This is a genomic window from Algibacter agarivorans (genome assembly GCF_039543245.1).
Taxonomy (GTDB): domain Bacteria; phylum Bacteroidota; class Bacteroidia; order Flavobacteriales; family Flavobacteriaceae; genus Algibacter_G; species Algibacter_G agarivorans.
The window spans coordinates 1-25,080 of record NZ_BAABJJ010000006.1; the positions used below are offsets into that span (position 1 = coordinate 1).

At 33.2% G+C, this 25,080-nt stretch carries 16 protein-coding genes and 1 tRNA gene; 13 read left to right on the forward strand and 4 right to left on the reverse strand.

Annotated features, from left to right (window positions below):
* Nucleotides 1-448: 448 nt before the first annotated feature.
* The 3 genes from ABD935_RS02060 (at nucleotide 449) to ABD935_RS02070 (ending at nucleotide 4,131) form a co-directional block, all read left to right on the forward strand.
* Nucleotides 449-1,432, forward strand: coding sequence for a hypothetical protein (locus ABD935_RS02060; RefSeq protein WP_345189885.1), 984 nt, complete (start codon nucleotides 449-451; stop codon nucleotides 1,430-1,432).
* Nucleotides 1,433-1,667: 235 nt separating this feature from the next.
* Nucleotides 1,668-3,134 carry a hypothetical protein gene (locus ABD935_RS02065; RefSeq protein ID WP_345189887.1) on the forward strand — a complete coding sequence of 489 codons (1,467 nt, stop codon included), beginning with the start codon at nucleotides 1,668-1,670 and terminating at the stop codon, nucleotides 3,132-3,134.
* Nucleotides 3,135-3,492: 358 nt separating this feature from the next.
* Nucleotides 3,493-4,131, forward strand: coding sequence for a hypothetical protein (locus ABD935_RS02070; RefSeq protein WP_345189888.1), 639 nt, complete (start codon nucleotides 3,493-3,495; stop codon nucleotides 4,129-4,131).
* A 36-nt stretch (nucleotides 4,132-4,167) separates the two neighbouring features.
* On the opposite strand, the gene ABD935_RS02075 is transcribed toward ABD935_RS02070, so the two are convergent.
* A complete protein-coding gene (locus ABD935_RS02075) occupies nucleotides 4,168-4,899 on the reverse strand; it encodes an aspartyl/asparaginyl beta-hydroxylase domain-containing protein (protein WP_345189889.1) in 732 nt (243 codons plus the stop codon).
* Between the two features lie 771 nt (nucleotides 4,900-5,670).
* Here ABD935_RS02075 and ABD935_RS02080 point away from each other — a divergent pair.
* Nucleotides 5,671-6,741, forward strand: coding sequence for a glycoside hydrolase family protein (locus ABD935_RS02080; RefSeq protein ID WP_345189890.1), 1,071 nt, complete (start codon nucleotides 5,671-5,673; stop codon nucleotides 6,739-6,741).
* A gap of 853 nt (nucleotides 6,742-7,594) precedes the next feature.
* Entirely contained in the window at nucleotides 7,595-8,782 is a 1,188-nt protein-coding gene (locus tag ABD935_RS02085) for a DUF418 domain-containing protein (RefSeq protein WP_345189891.1), read from the forward strand.
* A gap of 409 nt (nucleotides 8,783-9,191) precedes the next feature.
* On the opposite strand, the gene ABD935_RS02090 is transcribed toward ABD935_RS02085, so the two are convergent.
* Nucleotides 9,192-9,264 (reverse strand) — tRNA-Gln (locus tag ABD935_RS02090).
* A 240-nt stretch (nucleotides 9,265-9,504) separates the two neighbouring features.
* On the opposite strand from ABD935_RS02090, the gene ABD935_RS02095 reads away from it, so the two are divergent.
* On the forward strand, nucleotides 9,505-12,810 hold the full coding sequence (locus ABD935_RS02095) for a protein O-mannosyl-transferase family (RefSeq protein WP_345189892.1): 3,306 nt from the start codon (nucleotides 9,505-9,507) through the stop codon (nucleotides 12,808-12,810).
* A 16-nt stretch (nucleotides 12,811-12,826) separates the two neighbouring features.
* The gene (locus ABD935_RS02100; protein WP_345189894.1) at nucleotides 12,827-13,522 is read left to right on the forward strand and encodes a polysaccharide deacetylase family protein; all 696 of its coding nucleotides are present in this window, start codon (nucleotides 12,827-12,829) and stop codon (nucleotides 13,520-13,522) included.
* 241 nt (nucleotides 13,523-13,763) lie between these two features.
* Here ABD935_RS02100 and ABD935_RS02105 read toward each other — a convergent pair whose 3' ends face one another.
* Together ABD935_RS02105 and ABD935_RS02110 are read right to left on the reverse strand one after the other, a co-directional pair.
* Nucleotides 13,764-14,060 (reverse strand): thioredoxin family protein, encoded by a 297-nt coding sequence (locus ABD935_RS02105; RefSeq protein WP_345189895.1) that lies wholly within the window; start codon nucleotides 14,058-14,060, stop codon nucleotides 13,764-13,766.
* Nucleotides 14,061-14,580: 520 nt separating this feature from the next.
* Entirely contained in the window at nucleotides 14,581-15,816 is a 1,236-nt protein-coding gene (locus ABD935_RS02110) for a metallophosphoesterase (protein WP_345189896.1), read from the reverse strand.
* A gap of 527 nt (nucleotides 15,817-16,343) precedes the next feature.
* Here ABD935_RS02110 and ABD935_RS02115 point away from each other — a divergent pair.
* From ABD935_RS02115 to ABD935_RS02140, 6 genes are all read left to right on the forward strand, one after another.
* Nucleotides 16,344-20,558 (forward strand): Ig-like domain-containing protein, encoded by a 4,215-nt coding sequence (locus ABD935_RS02115; RefSeq protein ID WP_345189898.1) that lies wholly within the window; start codon nucleotides 16,344-16,346, stop codon nucleotides 20,556-20,558.
* A gap of 253 nt (nucleotides 20,559-20,811) precedes the next feature.
* Nucleotides 20,812-20,922, forward strand: a complete 111-nt coding sequence (locus ABD935_RS02120) for a LacI family DNA-binding transcriptional regulator (protein ID WP_345189899.1) — start codon at nucleotides 20,812-20,814, stop codon at nucleotides 20,920-20,922.
* A gap of 57 nt (nucleotides 20,923-20,979) precedes the next feature.
* On the forward strand, nucleotides 20,980-21,840 hold the full coding sequence (locus tag ABD935_RS02125; protein ID WP_345189901.1) for a LacI family DNA-binding transcriptional regulator: 861 nt from the start codon (nucleotides 20,980-20,982) through the stop codon (nucleotides 21,838-21,840).
* A gap of 673 nt (nucleotides 21,841-22,513) precedes the next feature.
* A complete protein-coding gene (locus ABD935_RS02130; RefSeq protein ID WP_345189903.1) occupies nucleotides 22,514-24,118 on the forward strand; it encodes a hypothetical protein in 1,605 nt (534 codons plus the stop codon).
* Nucleotide 24,119: 1 nt separating this feature from the next.
* Complete coding sequence (locus ABD935_RS02135; protein ID WP_345189904.1) at nucleotides 24,120-24,623, forward strand: LSm family protein; 504 nt, start codon at nucleotides 24,120-24,122, stop codon at nucleotides 24,621-24,623.
* A 37-nt stretch (nucleotides 24,624-24,660) separates the two neighbouring features.
* On the forward strand, nucleotides 24,661-25,050 hold the full coding sequence (locus ABD935_RS02140; protein ID WP_345189906.1) for a hypothetical protein: 390 nt from the start codon (nucleotides 24,661-24,663) through the stop codon (nucleotides 25,048-25,050).
* Nucleotides 25,051-25,080: the final 30 nt, after the last annotated feature.

A 25,080-nucleotide genomic window follows, 5' to 3' on the forward strand; every position in this document is an offset into this window, starting at 1 on the left:
TTACCCTTTTGGTAATCGTCGGGCGTTACAATGATGTGCTTGCTTACCCAAGTAAATATGCCTCTGTATACGGTTCCTGTTCGTCAGTACCGAGTTTTGTAGTCTCGCTTCCTTCACTGCATACCTCACGATAAACCAGCTTGCGACTTACTAATGGTTCGAAGCGTTACCTCCGCTCATAAGGGACTTGCACCCTCTAGATTAATTATTTACCTTTCGGTAAATAAAAGATGCCCTTGCTGGGCACACACATTTTGTATAGTGCATAGGGCCTTTGGTGTTTTATGAATGTTTAGTGCTATTTACAAACACCGCCAAATTGTTGATTTGGCTTTTAAGAATGAATGAATTAAAAACAAAATACAACGTTTTGGCTCAGTGCAAACTTGAAAGTTTATCGCTTTCTACTGCCCTAATTGCCATATACTAAACGTCGGCAAACATTTGAATGAACAGAAAAGTAATCATATCAACAATATTAATTCTGACCACTTTATTAACCTTTGGACAGTTCAGCGAAAAGAAAATAGAAACTGACTCGAGTCATATTAGAATCATTAAGAATTCAGTTTATAAAACCTATACCGAAACATATAAATTCAAGGATTTAGAATGGTATAGTGTTCATTTTATCAAAGATACTACTCGGCTTAATACCGAAGGTTGGTCAATAAAGGATGGGAAAAGAATTGGAATTTGGAAAGAGTACAATTTTGAAGGACAATTAATGTATACAAGAGATTATGATAATGCAGTTTGTGAAGTCAATAAATCACTGTATCCATTTCACAACACTCTTGAAAGAATGAAAACCAAAGCGGATAATTTAATCATCAATACATATAGCAAAGAGTTCTTCGAGAAACACGTTCGTTTTGATTTCAATTGTTATGCTTATGATGAAGATGGTTATGTTGGTAGTTGGACAGAACCAATTGAAAGAAAACCAACAAAATTCTTATTTAGATATCAAGTGAAATTAAATACCTCTGAATGGTATGATGAAATGATAGGAATTGAATTAAACGAAAATGGAGAATACGTTCCCAACGAAGGATTTTGGAATAATTACGGATTCGAAAAGGTAAATTCTAATAGTAAAACTTTCAAAATAGATAAAAATAAAGCTATCGAAATTGCAAAATCAAAAGGCCTACAAACAAATGATTTAAGCAAAGTGGCGGAATTTTTAAAATGGGAAAAATTTAAAAAACCTGAATTTTATAATGGGCAATTCAAGTATTACATAACTGAATTTACGGATGAAATAAAAGATATAAAAACAGAAGGACGTTCAAGAATTACTTATAAGTATAATGTCTACTCGTTTGACCCTTGGACTGGAGAATTTATAGAAAAAAAGAGAATGAAAAGAGTCAGAGAATGGGAAAAAAATAGTGGATTTACATCTGACCTTAAGCCTGACGAATAAAAAAAACGATTTGCAACAATGGCTATAATTAATTGCTTGTTCTCGCCTACTTCTGAAAATCCTCGCGGATTTTCTATTCGGTTTTTATTTGCTAAATTACGTGCTTAACCACGCAACAAACCATATACAAACACGTTGTGTGCAATTAGCTCAAAAAACTACCTCCTATAAGGTATTTTGAATGAATAATATTTTTACTATTTTAAAAAAACCATTAATTAAGACCTCACTTATTATGAAAAAAAAAATCTGTTTTTACTTTTTATTTAGTTTAATTACTTTGTTATTTTCCTGTTCAGATGATAATGTTGAGCCTAAAGATAAAGTAATGGATTTCCAACTTCAAATAGACATAGCTGATAACATGCTTAATTTATATGAAGACCTATTACTTCAAAATACGGCTGAACAAAGTAGAGAATTAATTGTAGAAAATTTAAGAGGAATTGATGAAATAAATGTTGCTGAAATTAGTGAAGATGGCACAACCGTTTGTTGGGAATACAGAGATGGTCTTGAATTCTGCTTTTTGACTGAAACATCATTGTCTGATGATTTAACATCCAAAGTCAGCAATATTTCAAAAAAACAAAGTTCCAATATATTCAATGACCCAGTAATACCTGAAAATAAAAATGCACTAATTTTATCACCATATTATTATCAATGGAGTTTGTTGGATAAACCGGATGAAAGTAACGATATAGCAACATTGCTGTTGGATAATAATTATAATGTAAATTATAAATTAAATGCCGAATCCTCACAATCTAATATTTCACTTGAAGATTATCAACAGTTTAATAATTATAGTGTGATTGCGATTTCAACCCATGGAGGAGTTGCTATGAATGGCGAGGTGTTCATTAATGCAGGAGTACCAATCACTGAAGAAATTAAAACAAGACTTAAAGACGATATTGACAATAAGCGTGTAGCAGTAACATTCTCAAAAAAATGGCTATTATTTGATGGCCCTAAAGTTTTAGCACTTAAATCTAGTTGGTTTAATCATACATATAACACAAAACTTAATCAAACTTTAGTACATATTGGAGCATGTAAAGGATATTACAACCAAGGTCTTTCAAATGCATTAATAGGAAATGAAAGTGCTTTCTTTGGATGGACTGCTAACGTTAATACATTTACAAATCGTGATAATGCTATTGACTTATTCCAAAACCTATTTGAAGGAAAAACAGTAGAAGAATCTTACAATCAACTAGTTCGAAATGGCAGTACTATATCTGGTGAAGCAAATTTTATGATGTCATCCAATAGTTTTGCCGATTTAGCATTAATTTCAAAAGAACTAATTAATCAAATTAAAATCACAGGAAATGATGAGATTTTAGATTTCACTGGAATCAATGGTTATATTGAAAGTATTGGTAATGACAAAACTGTGATTTTAAATGTTAATGATACAAGAATTATTAATATATATTTTGATGGAGAACACCAAACACCAATAACACAAGATGGAACTTATACCTTTAACACAGACAGCAATGGTAATCAGAATTTTTACATCCAATTTCTTCACAACTCATTTTCGCAAACCAATGAATTTGTCTTTATGCAAAATGGTACAATTAAAATTTCAGAAAATTTTACAAAATTTGATTTTGAATGTAACGGACAAATCTCAAATACAAACACAAATGTTGACTTTGTGGGTAATGTTAATTTAAATTAAAAACTGCACAAAACAACGTATATATTTGATTGTTGGTTCTCTGACAGTTCGTTTTAATTTTACTAATTTGGAGCTAGTCAGCGAAACTAAAATTGCAGGAACACGCAGGCAAGAAGTTTAAAGTCTCGTAACAATTCAGAATAACTTTTGCTTATTAAGCAAAACTATTAAAAAATGAAAAAAGTGTCATGGATACTAATAGGCATTATGGCTACACTCATTGGGCTGTATCCATTAAACTACTTTTTGAGTAGACAGACGCTTTGGGCTGTTGGCATCAAAATAAATTGTACTTTTAACTGATAAGTTGTAATATCATGACATGGCATCTTCAATTTTCTTAAAGGCAGAACTTTAAATGGAAGTAGGTAAAAAAAATTTATTCTATAAAATTAAATGGATTTCTAATATTATTAAGAATGGGCTTTTTTTGCACGGTATACGTAACACATTGGCAAAAATTGGATTTGATTTTATGCCATATTTTTGGGAAGTAGGCTCAATCGATATAGAACCCCCTCGAATTAGAGATGATGAATCCAAATATCAATTATCTGTTTTTGGAGCAGAGGAACTAACTTTTGTTAAAAATAATGTTATAGGAATTACCCATAAAGATTTAATGAATGATCTTAAAAATGGAGATACCTGTTTAGGTATTAAGTATGAAGATAAAATATCAGTTTATTCTTTTATAAAACATGAAACTTTTTATATTAGAGGTAGAAAATTTGTAATAAAACCTTCAGAGGGCTACGTGCATAACACCTATACATTCGAAGATTTTAGGGGAAGAAATTTAGCACCATATTTACGATATCAAAGCTATGAATATTTAAAAGCAAAGGGTATTGATACATACTATAGCATAAGTGAGTATTTTAATAAGCCTACACTAAAATATAAACAGAAGTTAAAAATTAAGCCGCTGAAGTTATATTTAAGCGTCATTTTATTTAAAAGATGGGTATTTAACTTCACTCTAAAATCATACTGATCGGCCTATTTTCAAAATCGCTAAAACCAAAAATAGTCAGATGGTTTTTTTTCTGCTCTGATTTAGCTTTCTGACGTCTTTAAGCACTTTTTTTATACGTACTTTTTTTAATAGAAAATTAGCCACAAACCTATTAATCTGGTTTGGCAAGAAAGGCAATGGTCGTAAAAGATCAATAATTAACACCACCCTTTCTTGATTCGATTTGTTTATAACTTCATGATCCCATGTGTCATCAAACAGCAAACTTTCTTTCTCTTTCCAATAATAAATTTGATCTTTTATTCTAATGCTTGGAGCTGATTCTTTTGGTACTTTAATCCCTAAATGGTATCTAAGATAACCTCTATATGGCCCATGATGTGCAGGTATGGATTTCCCTGGCTCTAACACCGAAAAAAAAACTTTATAGATATTGGGGTTCCCCGCTAACAAAGCACAAGTTTTGGGGCATAACGCTTTAGCAAGATCTGGTGTTTCTCCTGAATAATGTAATAGGAACACCTTCCATTTTAAATTTTGTTCGATTCTACCAGAAATGGCATATACTCTTTGTTCTACCTCATGGTAAGCTGGGATTTCGAAATGTGAATTAACATTTTCATATTCAGCTTTTATAGTGCTAAAGCTTTGTTCTATTAAAGAAAGCTCAGGAAAAGTTTTTTTTACATCTAAAATGACAGGCCGATTACGTCCTCCATCATATTGACTAATGATGCTATTGCCAATTTTCATTATGTAATTGATAGTGATGGCACGAAAATTCATATAAAAAGAATAATGTATAGTTATTGAAAAAAAAGTAAAGTAATCATGAAAAAATTAAATTTTAAAAATTTCATAATTATGACACACAAATTTACTAATTTCAAAAGGATTTTGATGCGCTGGATAAATATTCCCAAACCAATTATATAAAGATTCAAGTCAGCGGAAAAGTCTATACCAGAATAAAAAAACACTATTGGCAACATGTGTTTATAACAAATAAAATTAACCAATTTACGAGATATTCACGAATTTACATTTAGAACTCATACTGTATTATAACAAAAACAGTAAATTGAAAAAAGCCTCATGGCTATTAATTGGCACTATGACTACACCCATTGGGCAGTATCCATTAATCTACTTTTTGGTAGACAGACGATTTGGGCTTTTGGCATTATAGTACGCAGCACTTTTAAGTGATACGGCATGGAATATCGCATTATATGGCCATATCCTTTTTGGTGGTTTGGCGCTTTTAATTGGTTGGTTACAATTTAGCGATACCTTGAGTAAAAGGCGTATTTAGAACCATTGGAAAACTATACGTGATTTCTGTTTTAATTAGCGGCAGTTGTGCGCCCTATTTTCTATTCAGTTTTTTATTTGCTAAATTAGGTGCTTAAACACGCCACTAATCAAGATACACAAAACCGTTAGCATTTATTGCAAAAGAAGACGTAACATTAATAAATTTGATGTTTTTAAAAAATAAAACATGTAAATTTTATAAGCTATTTGATGAAAATAAAATATACATATATTATAAAAATGATAATCTATACCGTTTTATTGTGTTTACCATTAAGCTTGGTAGCGCAAGAAAATACGGATAATCTGGATTTAGCAAACAAGATTTTAGAAGTTAATGAGAAAAATATTTTAAGAGATTCTGATTATCACAATTGGGGTTCTTCAATAGTAAAAGGAGAAGATGGAAAATATCACCTCTTTTATGCTCAGATGTCACAAGCAATTGGCTTTAGTTCATGGCTTACCGACGGTATTGTATCTCATGCAGTGGCTGATTCGGTTGCAGGACCCTATGTTCATAAAGAAGTTGTATTAGAAGGTCGCGGACCTGATTATTGGGATGCTTACACTGCACATAATCCCAGAATCAAGTTCTTTGATGGTAAATACTATTTGTATTATATGTCAACTAATGTAGGCGGAAGAATACTATCCAAAACAGAGTGGAAAGAGGCACGGCATGGTGGTATCTCTAATGAATTTCGAGCACTGGTAAGACAAAATCAACGAATTGGAGTTGCTGTTTCCGAAAGTGTGAATGGACCATGGAAAAGATTTGACAACCCCATAGTAGAACCTACGGGTCCTATCGCTCAAATTACATGTAATCCAGCTGTTTCAAAACGACCTGATGGTGGTTATATCATGATTGTTAGAGGTGATAAACCAAATGTTAAATACGCAAATGGCAAATGGCCAACTCAAAATGAACTCATAAGAAGTCAAGCCATTGCTTTGTCAAACACACCGATAGGCCCCTGGGAAATTCAACCTAAACTAGCTGTGGGGAATTTAAATTCTGAAGATCCAGCGATTTGGTATGATGCGACAAGAAATCGTTATTATGGTATTTATCATGCATTTGGATATATGGGTATGATTACATCTGTTGATGGAGTTAACTGGAAAAAAGCAAAGCATTATAAAGTGTTAGATAAAGCGATAAAAAAAGCTGATGGTACAGAAATATTAGCAGGTAGGTTAGAGCGCCCTTTTATCTTTGTTGAAGATGGTATTGCAACTGTTTTAACGGTTGCAGTGCTAGAAAAGAATGGCAATTCATACTCTCTTTTTATTCCTTTAAAGTAATTATTCCAAGCCCGTTAAAACATATAAAAAGTTTGATTTCAAAATTATAATATGGCGTACAATCGAGTAAGTAGTTTTGTCATTTCAATTAAAAATCACTATTGCTGAAGTCAGCTCAAAACATAGAAACTATTTGTTCAAAAAGAAAATCATCAAAAATGCTAATCGAGTAGACGGCTCTGCCAGAAACTGACCATGTGCGCCTCTCACAACACCGAGCGTACGGATCTCGTACTCGGCGGTTCGCTAATCATCAATACGGTCGCTCTTTCCACCGACCATAGCTATTCCCTACTTCATAAATAGGCTAAGCCGAGGCTTTCCTATTTTAATTCCGAGAAAACTAACGTTCAGTCCTGCCTTGCTCTTTAAGACTTCAGGGGGCATGAGTTGGCAATCCCTGCTTATTTCACAAGTACTATAACCTCTGCTGACTTCTCTACTTTACCAACTCGCGTCCATAGAGACCTCCCCAGGTAATAACATCCACTTTCGCTCAATAACTCCCGTATCTACATAAAAGCACTCTTGGCACTCTTTTGGGCGTTACAATGATGTGCTTGCTTACCCGTGCTTTTATGCCTCTTAAACGGTTTCTGTCCGTTAGTACCGAGCTTTGTAGCCCTGCTTCCTTTAGTCCTAACCTCACCGTTAGCAACCTTGCAACTCACTAATGGTTCAGGGCGTTATACCTGCCCATAAGGGACTTGCACCCTCTAGGTTAATTATTTATCTTCGATAAATAAAAGATGCCCATGCTGGGCGCACAAACCGTGTATAACACATTAAAACGCACCATGTACTAACAGTTGTGTTTCATACGAAAAGAGCCATCCGTACCAATTAATAAACAATGATAAAAGATAGAATAATAATTATAGATGTATTACGTGGATTTGCTTTGCTATTAATTGTATTGATACATTATGTTGAGCATTTTGATTTTTTTCAGTCAACTCAAGCCAACTTTATTTTTTCAGGTTCCACGGATAAGGAAGTAATGAGATTGTCGTTTTTACTAATAAGTGGAAAGGCGTACTCAATTTTTGCTTTACTATTTGGAATAAGTTTTTTTATACAAATGGATAATAAAGCTCAAAAAGGAATAGATTATCGTTGGCGTTTTATATGGAGAATGACGATTCTTCTCATAATCGGGTTTCTACATTCTTTAATATATAGAGGAGACATATTACATATTTATGCTTTGTTATCACTCCCTGTTGTGTTTCTTTATAAAGCTCGGACAAACATCCTTTGGATAATTTCAGTGTTACTAGTGCTTCAAATTCCAATAATTTATAATTTGATTCAGACATTTATAGATTCAAGCTATGAGTATGTTAAACCATTAAAAGGCTATTTCACAGAGGGAAATGAAGTATATGCTTCAGGAAATTTTAGAGAAGTGATAAGCTATAATTTTTGGAAAGGACGAATAACTGTTTGGGCATGGACATTTAATAATGGAAGATACCTACAGCTTATTGCCCTTTTTATGGTTGGAACAATTATTGGCAGAAAGCGATTATTTGAAAATATTGAAAATAAGGTAAAAGGACTTATTATAGTAATTGTTATAAGCATTATTTTGATTTACATACTCAGCTACGTGAACAGTAGTTATAAAGCCAGTGATTTAACAAAGCTTCAGAAAGGATTTATAAACACAATTATTACTTCATTGGTGAGTTTGTCAGCCACATCAGGGATTATTGCGCTTGTTTCATTCTTATATATTAAGTTTAAAGGACTTTATATTTTTAAGTTGTTTTCGGCATATGGAAAAATGAGTCTTACAAATTATATTTTACAAGCAATACTTGGTGTGATTTTGTTTTATGATTTTGGTTTCAGTCTGTATAAATATTTAGGTTCTACATGGAGTATTATTTTGGGTATTGTTATTTTTATAGTTCAAGCATTGATTAGTAAACAATGGAATGAAAAATATTGTTATGGCCCAATTGAGTGGTTTTGGAGATGCTCAACAAATCTTGATTTTAGCATTAAAATTAAAAGAAAGTCAAAACAGAACTAAAATAGAAGTGAATACAATAACAAAAGGAGACAGAAAACACGAAAATACAACAAAGATGTATATATAAAATAGGCGTGATGGCACAAAGATGTTGAACAATCTGGTTTTAGGGCTTTTAATACCATAGCAAATACGATAACATTAAACTACCGTTCTATCTTGAACTACTTCGTAAATTGAAGTACTAATGCATCCGCTGAATCCTTTAATGCTAAAAACAAGGCCTTTAGAGCACAATTTAGAGGAGTCAAAAATGTAGAATTCTTCCTTTTTAAATTAACTACAATTCTTGCTTAAACACAATAATTAGGAATGATCCGTTATATCATAGAAATCAGTACAAACTACTTGCTCATATATTTCATAAAAACAAAAATCCTAACTTCTTGTCGAAATTAGGATTAAATTGTTGGCCTACTAGGGCTCGAACCTAGACTCTTTGGTACCAAAAACCAACGTGTTGCCAGTTACACCATAGGCCATTCGTGTAATGAGGGTGCAAATTTAATATAATATTTTCTTTGCACAAGTATTTTTTAAAAAATAATTTTCAATAGTCCACGTTTACTTTAAAACATGTGCGCTATTGCAACTTCATATTTATCATTTTTTTATTTGCAATGGCATTGGTCTTTCCAATTGTATGTAAAGACTAACAAAATAGTTATGCCACATTTCATATTTATTATTAAATTCGCCAAAGCAAATAAACACACATATACATGGCACATTTCAACTATAAAAAATGGAACACCATTTTAGGTTGGTTCTCTTTTTTAATAGCTCTTATTACTTATAGTTTGACAGTTGAACCTACGGTGAGTTTTTGGGATGCTGGTGAATATATTCTAACCTCAGCTAAATTACAAGTCGGTCATCCGCCGGGAGCGCCTCTATTCCAGATGCTTGGAGCGTTTTTCTCAATGTTTGCTTTTGAGCCTTCGCAAGTTGGTTTTATGATGAATATGATGAGTGCCATTGCAAGCGCATTCACCATTTTGTTTATGTTTTGGACCATTACTTTATTGTTAAAAAAGTTAGTTAATCCTAAAAGCGACATGTCTGAAGGCAAAGCTATGGCTATTTTAGGCAGTGGTTTAGTAGGAAGCTTAGCCTTTGCTTTTACAGATTCGTTCTGGTTTAATGCCGTTGAAACAGAGGTATATGCTATGGCAACTTTAATTATGTCTATTTTATTTTGGCTCGGTTTACGTTGGGAACAAGACATGGACAAACCCCGTGGCAATAGATGGCTAATTTTAATAGCATTTGTTATTGGGCTTTCGTTTGGAGTTCACTTCATGGGATTATTAACAATTCCCGCTATCGGGCTTATCTATTATTTTAAAAATCACAAAACCGTTACTGTTAAAAATTTTATTATTGCCAATGTTGCTTCAGTAGCCGTTTTATTATTCATTTTTAAATTATTAGCTCCTAATATCCTTAAGATTTTTAGCGCATTAGAAATCTTTTTTGTCAATACCATTGGACTCCCTTTTAATTCAGGGTCTGTTATTGCTGGTATTTTATTAGTTACCATTATATTTTATGCTTTAAGATATACACGCCAAAAACAATACACACACTTAAACACGGGTATTCTTTGTGTAACTTTTGTAATCATTGGGTTTTCTACATGGCTAATGCTCCCTATTCGTGCCAATGCTAATGTTGTAATTAATGAAAATAACCCGTCTAGTGCTAGAGAATTATTAGCTTATTATAACTTAGAACAATACCCAGAAACGCACTTGTTTTACGGTCCACAGTTTACAGATCAGTACGCCTATCTAGACGACAACAACCCTTATGTTGATGATAAACCGAAATATGAAAAAGACAAAATCAAAGGTGAATATGTTGTAGTAAACAATTACAAAAACGCCAAACAAAACTACAATTCTAAACATGCCTCTATATTCCCGCGCATGTGGAGTACTGAACATGCTGAAAACTATATGATGTTTTCTGGTTTCTTAGATTTTAAGCTGAAGCCTGATTACCAGATGGAAAACGAATTACGATCAACAGTTTCAAAATTCAGAAATGATGTTGCACAAGGCAATGTAGATTATGAAGATTATAACACCTTTTTAAAACAATTTAAAGACTACATCGATATTGAAAAGCCTTCGTTAGCTAGAAATATTGCTTACATGTTCGAATACCAATTAGGCTATATGTATTGGCGTTATTTCATGTGGAATTTTTCTGGAAGACAAGATGATATTCAAGGTCGTTATGATAACCACGGAAACTGGATAACAGGCATTAAACCTATTGACGAATGGCATTTAGGATTCTCACAAGACAATTTACCAAGTGATGTTAAAAATAATAAAGCACGAAACACTTATTATTTATTACCATTAATCCTAGGTCTTATTGGGTTTTTCTTTCTGTTTAACAAAGACAGAAAACTATTTTGGGTCATGCTGGTGTTTTTCCTTTTTACAGGAATAGCCATTCAGGTGTACACCAATGTACGTCCTTTTGAACCTCGTGAACGTGATTACTCAGTAGTAGGGTCATTTTATGTGTTTGCACTTTGGATTGGTTTTGGGGTTTATGCTATTTATGACACCCTTAAAAATTATTTACCAAAAAAACTTGCTGCTCCTATAATTACCTTAGCTTGCTTATTATTAGTCCCAACTATTTTGGCTGCTAACAACTGGGATGATCATGATAGATCTGGCAAATACACGGCCAGAGCCATGGCAAAAATGTACTTAGATTCTTGTGCGGAAAACGGTATTCTTTTTACTATTGGGGACAATGACACCTTTGCACTTTGGTACGCCCAAGAAATTGAAGGCTATAGAACCGATGTACGCGTAGTAAATACTAGCTTATTTCAAACAGATTGGTACATAGACCAAATGAAACGCAAAGCTTATGAGAGCGACCCTGTGCCATCGCAACTTACACATGATTTATATAAATATGGCACGAATGATTACATAATCATACAACCCGTTATTAAGGACACTTTAGAAGTAAAACAATTTCTGGATTTTGTTGGAAGCAACAACCCTAAAACAAAATACAAATATGTGCTACAACAGCAGGATGTGGATTTATCTAAAGTGAGAAGTCAGGATTTGAATGCTACTTATTTACCAACTTCACATTTACGACTACCCGTAAACAAAGAGAATGCTTTAAAATCTGGTATTGTAAAACCCGAAGATGCCGACAAAATTGCACCTCATATTGATATTACTATTAAAGGTGGTGCGCTTTACAAAAACAGGTTATTGATGTTGGATATTGTAGCTAATAACGAATGGAATCGCCCTATTTATTTTACTGGCGGAAGTTTTGGCGATGATGATTATATCTGGATGAAAGACTATCTTCAACTAGACGGCATGTGCTATAAGTTAGCCCCTATTAAAACGCCTGTTGATCGAGCAAACCCTTTTGACATGGGACGTGTAGATAGCGATTTGATGTATGAGAAAGTAAAAAAATGGGATTGGGGCAATAGCGGAAGCCCAGACATTTATCATGATGTGGAGACCCGTAAAAACTCCATAACCTATCGTGGCAATTTAGCACGCTTAGCTGAACAATTGATTAATGAAGAAAAACCCGATAAAGCTGAAGAAATAGCAGATATAGCCATGGACAATATGCCTGTTGAATACTTTGGCTATTATACACTCTTAGAGCCTTATATTAGTACGTATTACGAAGTAGGCAATAAAGAAAAAGCACGACGTCTGTTTAAAGAGGTTGCTAAAAAATACCAAGAAAGCCTCAGCTATTATAGTAGTTTGAAAATTGACAATCAAGAACGTTTATTTGAAGACATCTATACAGATATTCAACGCTATAAGGGTTTGGTAGATGTTTTAATTGAATATGATGTTGAGTTTGCAGAAAATGAAGGCGATATATTTAACAACCACTTACGGTCATTTAGACATTTTTATGGTGAAGAAGAACCAGAAGATACTATAAGAACAGATAAAGATATTACAACAGGCAGCGGTTTACCATCTGATAGTGCTAACTAATTTGGATTAAGGAAGCATGAACTTTACACCTATAAAAACACCTTTAGTTGCAAAGAAAATGTTTCCAAATTACGTTTGGGATATTACAACAACTGAAAAAGTTTTATATCTAACTTTTGATGATGGTCCAACTCCAGAAATTACAAATTGGACTCTAAACACCTTAAAACAATACAACGCTAAGGCTACTTTTTTTTGTATTGGCAATAATATTGAGAGGCATCCTGATATTTTTCAAGATATTTTAAATGATGAGCACGCTATTGGAAACCACACGCAAAATCATATCAAAGGCTGGAAAACTAAAGCAAAAGATTATTTAATTAATATTGAATTATGTGAATCTGTTTTAAAATCTCAAATTAAAGACTCAGATTTTCAAATTCAAAAATCATCAATCGTAAATCCAAAATCGTTAATTGTTAATCTTTTCCGTCCGCCTTATGGGCAAATCACCCCAAAACAAGGCAAAAAGCTTATTAAATTAGGTTACAAAATAATTATGTGGGATGTCTTATCTTTTGACTGGGATAAGGATGTGAATAAGAAAATTTGTTTAGATAATGTAACAAATAAGGCAACAAACGGAAGTGTTATTGTATTTCATGATAGTTTAAAAGCTTCAAAAAATATGCAATATGCTTTACCAAAAGTCTTAGAGTATTTCAGTGAAAAAGGATATAGCTTTAAATCATTAAACCCTGCTGTTTAATTGGTAATGAAGCTTGTTTGAAGTTCTGGTTTGCGTTAGGGATTGCAGTGGAAATCCTTTTTAAAAGCAAAAGTGTAAATACGCTTGTTTTAAACCAAAGATTAACAAATTGCAACATCCTTTTGTCTTGGCAATGACTTGTTTAAAAAGATTGCAACGGAAAGCCCGACCTTTAGGTAACGCCCAAATTAGTAAACTAATCCGTTTCGTTTTATGAGATTCCAGCCTACCTAGGAATTTGTTAAATATACTGCTGGATAATCCCTATTAGCGTGTTAGCATCCTGCTCTCCACTTTGGCGCCATTTCATTTCACCATCCTTATAAATAATTAAAGTAGGCAATGTTTTTACACGTAAAGCTTCGGCTAATTCTTCGTTTTTATCGACATCAATTTTAATAACCTTAGCCTTGTCTCCTAAAGCTGCAGCTACATCTCTTAAAGTAAGATGCATGGCTTCGGATTGACTTTTCCATTCTGCATAAAAATCCAGCAAAACAGGAATATCTACATCTATAAGTTCTCCAAATTTTGACATACTTTATTGTTTATTAGTCAAATACACTTATACCAAATAAACTTCAAAATGATGGGTTAAATTTGTTTCTATTTCCTTTATATCTCAACATAAAATAGAACCGTAACTAATGCTATGCTTATATTTTCTATCTTATCTAAAGAAAATATAATTCAAATTTACCTTCACAATTTTAAAATTCATTTAGTATTATACAAACCTACGTTTTTTTTCATACTCCAAATTAACGCAAATGGTAATCACGTATTCACTAGTCTGTTTCTATAAAAATAAGCAAATTCCTAACAAAAACAACATTTAACACTAATTATACACAGGTCAACCTTATACTTTATGAAAAAATGCCACGAATACACAAATTTTTTCTTTATTATGAATTAATACAAAATGAATCTACACTAATTTTTAAAAAATCTATAGATTTTTTATTCGTGATAATTATATTTTCATCCATTTTCAGTTGTATTCGTGCATTTGTGGCTAAAATGACTTTTAAGCAAAGTATGCGTTTACCCTGTAATTATGCGTTCGATACCCCTTTTTTAAGCTCAATAACAGTAATTTCTGGCCATATTCCAACACGTCCAGGAAATGCCAAATAGCCAAAACCCCTATTAACATTTATGTATTGGCCGAATTCTTCATATATCCCCGCCCAATATTTATAGCGCCATTTTACAGGACTCCATTTAAACCAGCCTGGAATTTCTATCCCAAATTGCATGCCGTGAGTATGCCCACTTAATGTTAAATGATAATGATAATCGTCTTGAATTACTTTTTTCTCCCAATGCGATGGGTCGTGGCTCATTAATATTTTAAAGTCCTCTTTTTTAATGCTTGCTGCTGCTTGTTTCAAATCTCCAGCAGTTTTAAAACCACCTGCACCCCAATTTTCAACCCCTACTAATGCAATACGCTCTCCATTTTTTTCTAGATATTTGCTTTCATTTAACAGTAAATTAAAGCCAATTTCCTTTTGTAATGTTTTTAAATCTTCTAAATTTTGGTGTTTTGCCTCATCAGACTCCCAATTAGCATAATCGCCGTAATCATGATTTCCTAAAACAGAATACAAGCCATCTTTAGCCTTTAGCTTATTAAAAACATTTTTATAGGGTACTAATTCTTCGGTTTTATTGTTTACTATATCGCCTGTAAATAAAATCACATCACTTTTTTGTTCATTTATTAAATCGACTGCGTACTTGATTTTATCCATATTATCAAAACTCCCAGAATGGATATCGCTAATTTGAGTGAGTTTATAACCATCAAAGGCTTCGGGTAAATCTTCAAAATGCAAGGTGTATTTTAAAACCTTATAATTATATTTCCCTCTGTAAATACCATAAATAATAGATGCTAATGGTATGGCAGCCAAACCTAAAGCCATTTTACTAATAAATTGTCTTCTTGAGGCAAAGTAATCTCCTTTAGCAGTATGACCTGCTGAAAAATACCGATATATAGCTTGAGGCACTCTAAATATATCTTCGGCAAACATGCCTAACAATAAAATCATTTTTGGAATTAAAATGACTACAAGAAATCCAAAAGCATAGGCATGTGCATGCGAAAACCCATCGCGCCTATTAAACCCATAATAATGAAACACGAAATTACCAATAACCAAAACCGTTATTAGCCAATATAATATTCGGAGCCAGTTATTTTTTGCAACCGTTTTAAATGCCTGAAAAGCATATAAATCCATAATCACAAAAACAACCAGTAAGACAACCCAACGAAGCATATTTCTTTTTTACTCAAAGATAAGTGTATTCTAAATTAATGCTTAAAAAGTTGGTATTATTTAACTTATGGTTAAGATTTGTAGGGGGTTGCAAATTCCGCACTTATGAATTCTGTTTGATGTATTTTATTTGCTTCAACCATCTTTACCATTGCATTATTGGAAATAAAAACTCTTATTGTACAAATCTTGGTAAAACAGAAAGCCATTTCAATTTTTAGCAAAGAAAAAAGGAACCCATATTCATATTCATTGATTACCTCCCGATAGAGTCATCCAGTATTACAGCAAACTAAATCACATCTAAGATGTGAACAACACAACATCTTAATATCAAAAACGCCTTTATTAACCTGTCAAGTTTTTTATAAGTTTATCAACCATATAAAAAGCCGTTAATCGGCACTTTGTGTTTTTGTCTAGTTTGAATCTAGATGGAAGCTGTTTTTAAAGGTCTATTTCTTTTAAACTTTGTAATTGACAATTATTATCACTAACTGTTTTACAACCTCTAAACAAAAGACATTATGAAAAACCCATTACTAATCTTATTAATATCAATCTTTTTTATTGGAAATAGTTGTTATTCACAAAACATTCAGATTGATGTAAACCTTAATATGAAACACTCCGTGGAAGGCGTATCGGATTTTGGAAGAGAAAGACACATGACCATCCATTCCTCACCTACAGAAAACGATTGGAACGGTGAAGAAGACAAATTAGATTACCTCATAAATGATTTAGGCGTCTATTTTGGTAGGGAAACAGGTTCTGCAACATGGAAAATGCAAGGTGTTGAAGAAGACCCTAATAACCCAGGATGGCCATATGAAGCTCAAATGATAACACATGGAAACGGATTGAAAAACTGGAGCGATTCTCCCGATTTTGCTTCACGTCGCCAATACAGAAGTAAGTCCAATAATATGATTATGGGCATCAACGATACAAGTCCTATGTATTCCGGGCTTTCGTGGTTTGAAGGTTTTGGAAGAGGCAAAGGCGGATGGTTTATAAAAGATGTTGATGCTGGAGCAGAATGGACTGCCTTGTATTTAGATCATTATTTTGCAAAATCATCTGGTGATATTGGAGATCCACTTCCAAAATACTGGGAGGTTTATAATGAGCCCGACATGAATTTTATGAACCCTCAATTCGGGATGATTATTTCAAGTCTTGAAAAAAATTGGGAATATCATAAATTAGTAGCTCAAAATGTGAGAGCAAAATTAGGAGTTAAAGCCCCTAAAATTGGTGGAATGACTTGGGGACAATTGGATTTCTTCAAACCAGATGGCATTCCTACGAGATCACAACTAACGTATTGGACGCAATGGTTAGAACCTGACAACCCAATGATTCCGCTTTACGAGAATATGCTATCTGGCGTAAATGGCTGGCCTAAAGCTTGGGACAAACGTCAGGATGCATGGTGGCAATGGGATTATTTATGGCAAGGATTTATTGATCACGCTGGTGCGGACATGGATTTTTATGGTGTACACCTTTATGACTGGCCAAATGCAAATACTAATCAAGCTACCATTCGCTCTGGCGGTCATACGGAAGCCATGTTAGATCAACTAGAATGGTATGATTATTTGAAATTTGGAGATAAAAAAGACATTGTAATTTCAGAATTTGGTGCTGTAAATACTGACTATATCAACTCACTCCCAGACAGAAGACGTGATTGGGAATTTTTGAAGCCTTTCAACCAAATGTTTATGGAGATTTTAGAGCGTCCATCGCATGTGGTAATGAGTATGCCTTTTACTCCTGCTAAAGCTGTTTGGGGTGCTTTTGTAAAAGGAGGAAATGGTACTGGTGATGTACAACGTTATGACGGATCTACTTTATTTGAACCAGTTGGCACATGGCAAGGTGAAAACTATGTTATTGGAGAACCTTCTGGTGGTTGGCAATGGAGCCCCATTATTTATTATTTCGAATTATGGAAAGATGTTGATGGCACGCGTATTGACACAAAATCCAACACCTTAGATGTTCAGGTGGATGCATACGTAAAAGATAAACATGTGTACCTTATTTTGAATAATACGAACGATGATATTAAAACCATTAATTTGAACACCTTTAATTCAACAACCGCAAATACGGTAAATAGTGTACAGATGCGCCACTTATTCTTCAACCCTAATTTAGGAACGCAAGGAGAACCAGATCTATCGGTTGTTGATTTAGATACAGCGCCTGCACAGGTCACATTAAAACCAAATTCAACTATCGTATTAGATTATACTTATGCCAACACGGTTGAAATAGATATAGAATCTAAGGAAACGAAATACATGTCTGACGCACTTACAACAGCAACCAATTCAAGAGGTACGCAATTATGTCGTTTAACAGGTCAAAACAAATTTACAACTACGGTTAAAAATATTATAAAACCAGCAAAAGGTGAAGCCATGGTAAGAATAGGTGGGTTTTTCTACAATCCAACCGATGCAGGAGATGGGAAGAGCATAAAAGTAAATTCATTAAAAATAAATGGAAACGAAGTTGTTACCCAAAGCCCAATGTTACTTAACCCGCGTGGACACGTTGCTAGTGTTTATGGTGGAGGCTGGTTTGGTGTGTTGGAAATCGAAATTCCTATTGAATTTTTAAACAACGGTAATAATACTGTTTATTTTGAACGCCAACAAAATGCCGATTTTACAACGGTAATGCTTCAGGTTTGGGATATGGATCAAGATCCGGGAAGAACGGATGATACTACAACACCTTTAACATCAATTTCCTTAGGTAGTGATGAATCATTAATGAATGGTAATAATTTAGGTATTGTGCCCGTATTCACACCAACAGACGCATCAAACAAAGGTTTAATCTGGACATCTTCTGATTCTAATGTTGCTACTGTAGATGAAAATGGCGCGGTAACTGCCGTAGCAGATTCTGGTGTTACACTAATTACTGCAACAAGTACTGAAAATGGTAGCATTTTTGCAACAAAAACCATTACTGCTATTCCTTTTGAAACATCAACAGTAACTTCAATCGAAATTTTAGAAGGTGACCAAATTACTGTTGACCACTTTGTAAACACACCTTTAACCTCACAACTTAATCCAACACCAGAAAATACTCCTGAAATAGAGTGGACTTCAAGTAATGAGGCTAATGTTTCTGTACTTGCAACAGGAAAATTAATTGGCAAGATTATTGGAGGTTCTGCAGTAATAACCGCAAAAGTAAAAGGCACAAGTATCTCTGACGCTATAACTGTTAATGTTCGTATTGCAGGAGAGGAAAGTGTATTTACTAGAGAGTTACCTGATTTTTTACGTCCGTTTACAACGGGTATAGTAAGTGTGCCTGTTAGTATAATGGGTAATCGTACAGTAACTATGGAATTGATTAAAGATGGAAATATATTAGGCTCAGGGTCTCAAAACGTGAACGCTCTTGGAGACGAAACAGTTGAAGTTACTTACAACTTAGCTAGTACGCCTGCTCCAGGTACTGGATACTCCATTAAACTTACCCTAAAAGACGGTAGTACTGTCCTGGATACTGAAATCAAGACGATTGAAATACTAGACCACGTTCGTGTGTCTTCCGTTACTATTCAAGATGGCTTACCAGTGGTTCAGGTTGGAGAAACCATTACACGTACCGCTATAGCTTTACCCGCAGATGCCTTCAATACAGATATCTCTTGGAGTTCTAGCAATACAGCCGTAGCAACTGTTGATATATCAACGGGTGAAATAACGGGGCAATCTGTAGGTCAAACTACTATTAGAGCAACTTCGGTTGATATGAACACCATTTTTGATGAAGTGACTATTAACGTGCAATCAGATCCTGTGTCTGTGGATATCGTATCGATTACAATACCAACATCCATTAACGTATTCCCAGGATTGAACAAAACACTTCCTATAACGCTTAACCCTGAATATACAACGGATACAGATATTAACTGGACATCAAACAATGGTATTGTTACTGTTGACCAAAATGGTGTTATAACTGCGGGACTTGTAGATGGAACAGCTATTATTACTGCAACTTCAGCAGCAAATGCGAGTGTGTTTGCTACCTGTACGGTGAATGTTAGTAAAACTATTTATATTGAAGCAGAAACTTTGGTAAATACTGGCGGTGCATCTGACGGTGTAGTAATAAATCCTAATGTTGGATTTAATAATAACACGTCTGGAGACTGGGCAGATTACACGGTTAGTATTCCTGCAAGTGGCATGTATGCACTTCAATTTAATATTGGCACTCCAAACTCAACAGGATTAGGCGTAAATGTATATGTAGATGGGGTCCTATTGAACACAACAACTTTATCAGGAACAGCTGCTTGGGAAAACTATACAACGCAATCGGGGTCTGGTGAGATTAACATTTCAGAAGGCACACATACTATTCGTTTTGAATCAACAGGTGCCACGGAATGGCAATGGAACGCAGATTGGTTTAGCTTAACTTATACTGGAACGCTGTCTGTTGGAGAAAAGAAATTAAGTAACATTTCTGTGTTTCCTAACCCAACTTACGGCGAAGTTGTAATAAATGGATTAACCAATTCTTCAACTGTTGCAATATACAACATACAAGGCAGTATGATTGAACATGTAAAAGTAACTGGAAGTAGGGTTAATATAAATCTTAAAAACTATCAAAGTGGACTTTATTTAATTAAAGTCACAGATGAAACATCTAGTGACTTATTTAAAATTATTAAAAAATAATAAATTATTGATTAATAGCTTGTACTGATATCATTGTTTGATACTGTTTTAAACCAGAATATTCAGATATTAGTATTAAATTAAACCCTTGCAGAAATGTGAGGGTTTAATTTTTTAAAAATACTCAGTTTAGGTAAATTCAAGTTTTAAAAATTCACAGTCAGTTTAAATAGAATATTGAAAACCTATAAAAGGATTTTCCTTAATCAAAAATCATTACAGAGCGTAGAGCAAACTCTGAACAAAAAATATTATGAAAAAAAGAATAACTCTTAAGCATATTGCTAATGAATTTAATGTTTCTATTGCTACTGTTTCTAGAGCTTTAAGTGACAGTCATGAAATAGGCGCTAAGACTAGATAAAAAATTCAACACTATGCTAAAAAACATAATTACAAACCAAACAGTGTTGCATTAAGCTTGCTTAACAAAAAAACTAAAACTATAGGTGTTTTAATTCCAACATTGCACAATCATTTTTTTGTTAAGGTGTTTAGTGGTGTAGAGCAAGTTGCCAATGAAAAAGGATATAATATTATTATCATTATCTCGCATGGCAAAATGAAAAAAGAGATTGAATCTACCAATATGCTTGAAAAAGGAACTGTAGATGGTCTTTTAATTTCCGTAACCGAAGAAACTCAGTCTAAACAGCATTTTAATCACTTGAATGAATTTATTCAAGATGCTGGCCCTATAGTTATGTTTGATAGGGTTTCTGATGCCATCAGTTGTGACAAGATTATAGTTGATGATTTTAATTGTGCCTATAACGCCACTGAACACCTCATAAAAACAGGGTGCAAAAATATAGTCATTATTTCTGTTTTAGATGATTTAGGAATCGTCAGATTGAGGATCAATGGGTACAAACAAGCGCTAATTGATAACGGTATTGAAGTTAACGAAAAATTAATAACATTAATTAAAAAGGAATATGATTTTGAAACTGAAGTTAAAACACTATTAGACTATAATACTATTGATGCCATTATAGGCTTAGAAGAACATTCTACTATTCAGTCTATGTTTATCGCAAAATCCAGAGGTTATAAAATACCTGAAGACATATCATTTATTGGTTATACTAACGGAAATTTATTCAAATATGTAAATCCATCAATTACTTGCATCAACCAACATGCGGTTTATATTGGTAAAAAAGCGACTGAAAAATTAATTGACCGTATAGAACAAAAAGAAGATTCAGAATCTGTATTTGAAACTAAAATAATTAAAACGAGTTTGGTCTTAAGAAACTCTACACATACATTAGAATAGCATCATTATTCGTTATTATAAAGTCTGTCATACAATTCTAGCGTTGATTTTATAAACTTGTCCTTATTGGTTTCCTTTAACCAACGTTTGCTAATTGTATCACTTATTTGTAATCGTGCATCTATTTTTTTAAATGTGGGATTATCGTGCCACATAGGGTGCGAATCCCAATGGCAGTTAATCTTTTCTACAAAAAAAGGGAAGTTATATATGAATTGGAAAAGATTGGCAAAACAAAAAAGCATCCCAATCTTCTTATTCAGAAAAAAGGAAAGCTTTCCATTGGATTACCAAATAAACTTTGGTATTACTACACTCCCAAATTACTTTGGGAACAACACAACTTCTTTAATGTGCCAAAAAAAAGCCCTAAGAGATTAGGGCTTTTTAACACCCGTTGCTTCGGTATTTCGGTCCAGACGGCACAAACTATTCTTATAAATTAATTTACAATCGACTACAGACCATTAAGTTACAAAATAGTTAGAATAAATCTTATGAGCAACCCATACCAAATTGTTTATAAATATTTTCGTACCTTCATATCCGAATTAAGTATTCCCTGTCCTAAAACTGAAAAGGTAATATTGAAAATGTTTAGGCTAGAATATTTCCTTTTCTACTAATAAGCAAGGAATTAAAAACGTATTAAAATCCTAAAACAAGCTATATAATGACAATCAACATTACAAAAAACATCACTGCAATTAGCGCCGTTTTTTTAATCTTCGGGTTAATAATTTACTCTTGCGGTAAATTATATATAAAACAGGATTTTAGACAGACCTATAACATCCATAATGACTCTATTCATCAAAAATTATACACCCAAGCATTTTTTAAAGTTCATCTCAAAAATGGAAATGTTAGTGTTTTAAATGAATGGGAATTAAATGAATCCAAGGACTCACTATTTGGAAAAGGAAAACTATTTGACTTTAATAGAGCTGAAATAAAAGATGGTTCCATAGCTCATGAAATTGATGAGATTGCCATTATAGAAACGAATCAACTTGATGCCATAAAATCTAAAGACAGTGATAAAATTTCTGGTCTCGCTATTTTAACAGGTGTAAATCTAATACTAGATATTGTTTGCATAACAAACCCCAAAGCCTGTTTTGGATCTTGCCCAACCTTTTACACCAATAACAGTTTGTCTGTCCATGATGCAAAAGCTGAAGGTTTTTCAAGTTCTATTTCCCCTTCTTTAGAAACCACAGATATGGATGCTCTAAAAACCAGTACTTCAGACGAATCGTTCTATTTAACAATGAAAAATGAAGCTTTTGAGACGCATCTTATCAATGAATTATTTTTGAATGTTGTTTCCAAAAAAAAATCTGAGTATGTTTTTCATGATAAAAACAATCTTTTTCATAAATCAGACCAATTATACATTCCTAAAACTGCTCAAATAAATAATACCAGTATTTTAGACTTAATTACGGATGAGGATGAACTAGAATTTTATTCTAAGACTAACGAAAATGACCTTACCACAAAAGATGAGATTTATTTAGAATTTGATAATATCCCATCTCAAAATATCGGTTTGACCATTAATTTTCGTCAAACCTTACTAACAACATTTTTACTCTATAATGGGCTCTCTTATATGGGTGATGAAGTTGGTGACTACTTTGCCAAAATTGAAACTAATGAATCCATAAAAAAACGGTTAAGCCACCCCTTTAGTTTACTTGGGAAAATAAAATTATTTGCATATGATGACAACAAAAATAAATGGATACTTTTTGATGAACTTTACGAAACAGGTCCTATAGCCAAAAATATGATGATTGCGCCACTCAATAATATAGAACCTATTGCTGGAAGTCTAAAAATTAAGATTGAAATGACAAAGGGGTTATGGAAAATAGATTACCTAGGACTTGCTAATATTAAAAACACAACAACTGGCACCAAAATATACCCTAACAAGATTGAGGTTATAGAAGGTAAAGATTATAATATAAATGCTATCAAAAGTGATGACAATAATTACTTGACTTCCTTCCCAGGAAATGAATTCAAATATAAATTTAAGCTCCCCGAATTAGGAACTCATGAGGAGCATGAACTTTTTTTATCAAGCAAAGGATACTATTTAGAATGGATAAGAGCAAATTGGCTTAAAGAGAAAAATATAAAAAAACTTGAAAAAATGCTTTCTAACGATAAAGAAGTTTGGACCAGTCTAGCCCTAGAATACAAAATAGTTGAAGATGAAATGGAAGAGGTTTTTTGGAATTCAAAATATATAAACCTTCAATAGGATGAAAAAACTTCTTATTATAGTTACATCTATAACGTTTATGTGGAGCTGTAGCACTCCAAAATATCTAAGCGCCCCCAAGGACTTTAAAAACCATGTAAATGGTCTTTATTTAGAATATAAACTTAAAAAAAGTCAATCTCGTGTGATAGGTGAAATTATTGAAGTTGAAAACAACTATGTAAAACTTTTACAAGTAGATAATAAAGAAATAATAACAATTAGTCAAAATGACATTAAACAAGCACAAGTATTGGTATCTCTATCTGCTAACAACCAAAAAGCACTAAATAATTGGGCCGGCTTATTAAACTTGGCTTCACTAGGTCATGGGTATTTTATGGTGTTCACGGTGCCAATTAATTTAGTTTCGAGCGCCTCAATCCATGCAAGAGGAGTTTATAGAATGAAAATTCCAGACGATGTAGACTGGCATGAGTTACACAAATTCGCAAGATTCCCTCAAGGAATACCCGAAAGCATTGATGAAAATCTTATTAAATAGCCTTAAAAATAATGAATAATTTTTGGTTCTAGACTTAATGAAATCTTTACGATACTATTATATATTCTTTCTGCTCTCTGCTTTATTATATGTATTTACAGCATGTTCTTCTGATGATTCTGACAACCAAAGTATTGAATTAAATATTTTGGTATTAGACGCTAATTCACAAGAACCCATAGCAGGAGCCCTAATTGAAGTTTGTAATAATGCTATTTATTGCTCTAATTTGCTGGCCTCTGGAACTACAAATGTAAATGGTAAAATCAGGTTATCCTTTTCACGCAAAGCAGATAAGGCAATCTCTGAAAGCTTTACAGTTTACAAAGATAGTTACAGAAATAGCACCTCAATTTTAGATCAACTTGATTTATCACAAGAAATTGGGCTCAACACAAAAAGTTGTGGAGTATTTAAAATTGGTTGAACTTTGAGCCAAAAATTTTTATGTCCTCAG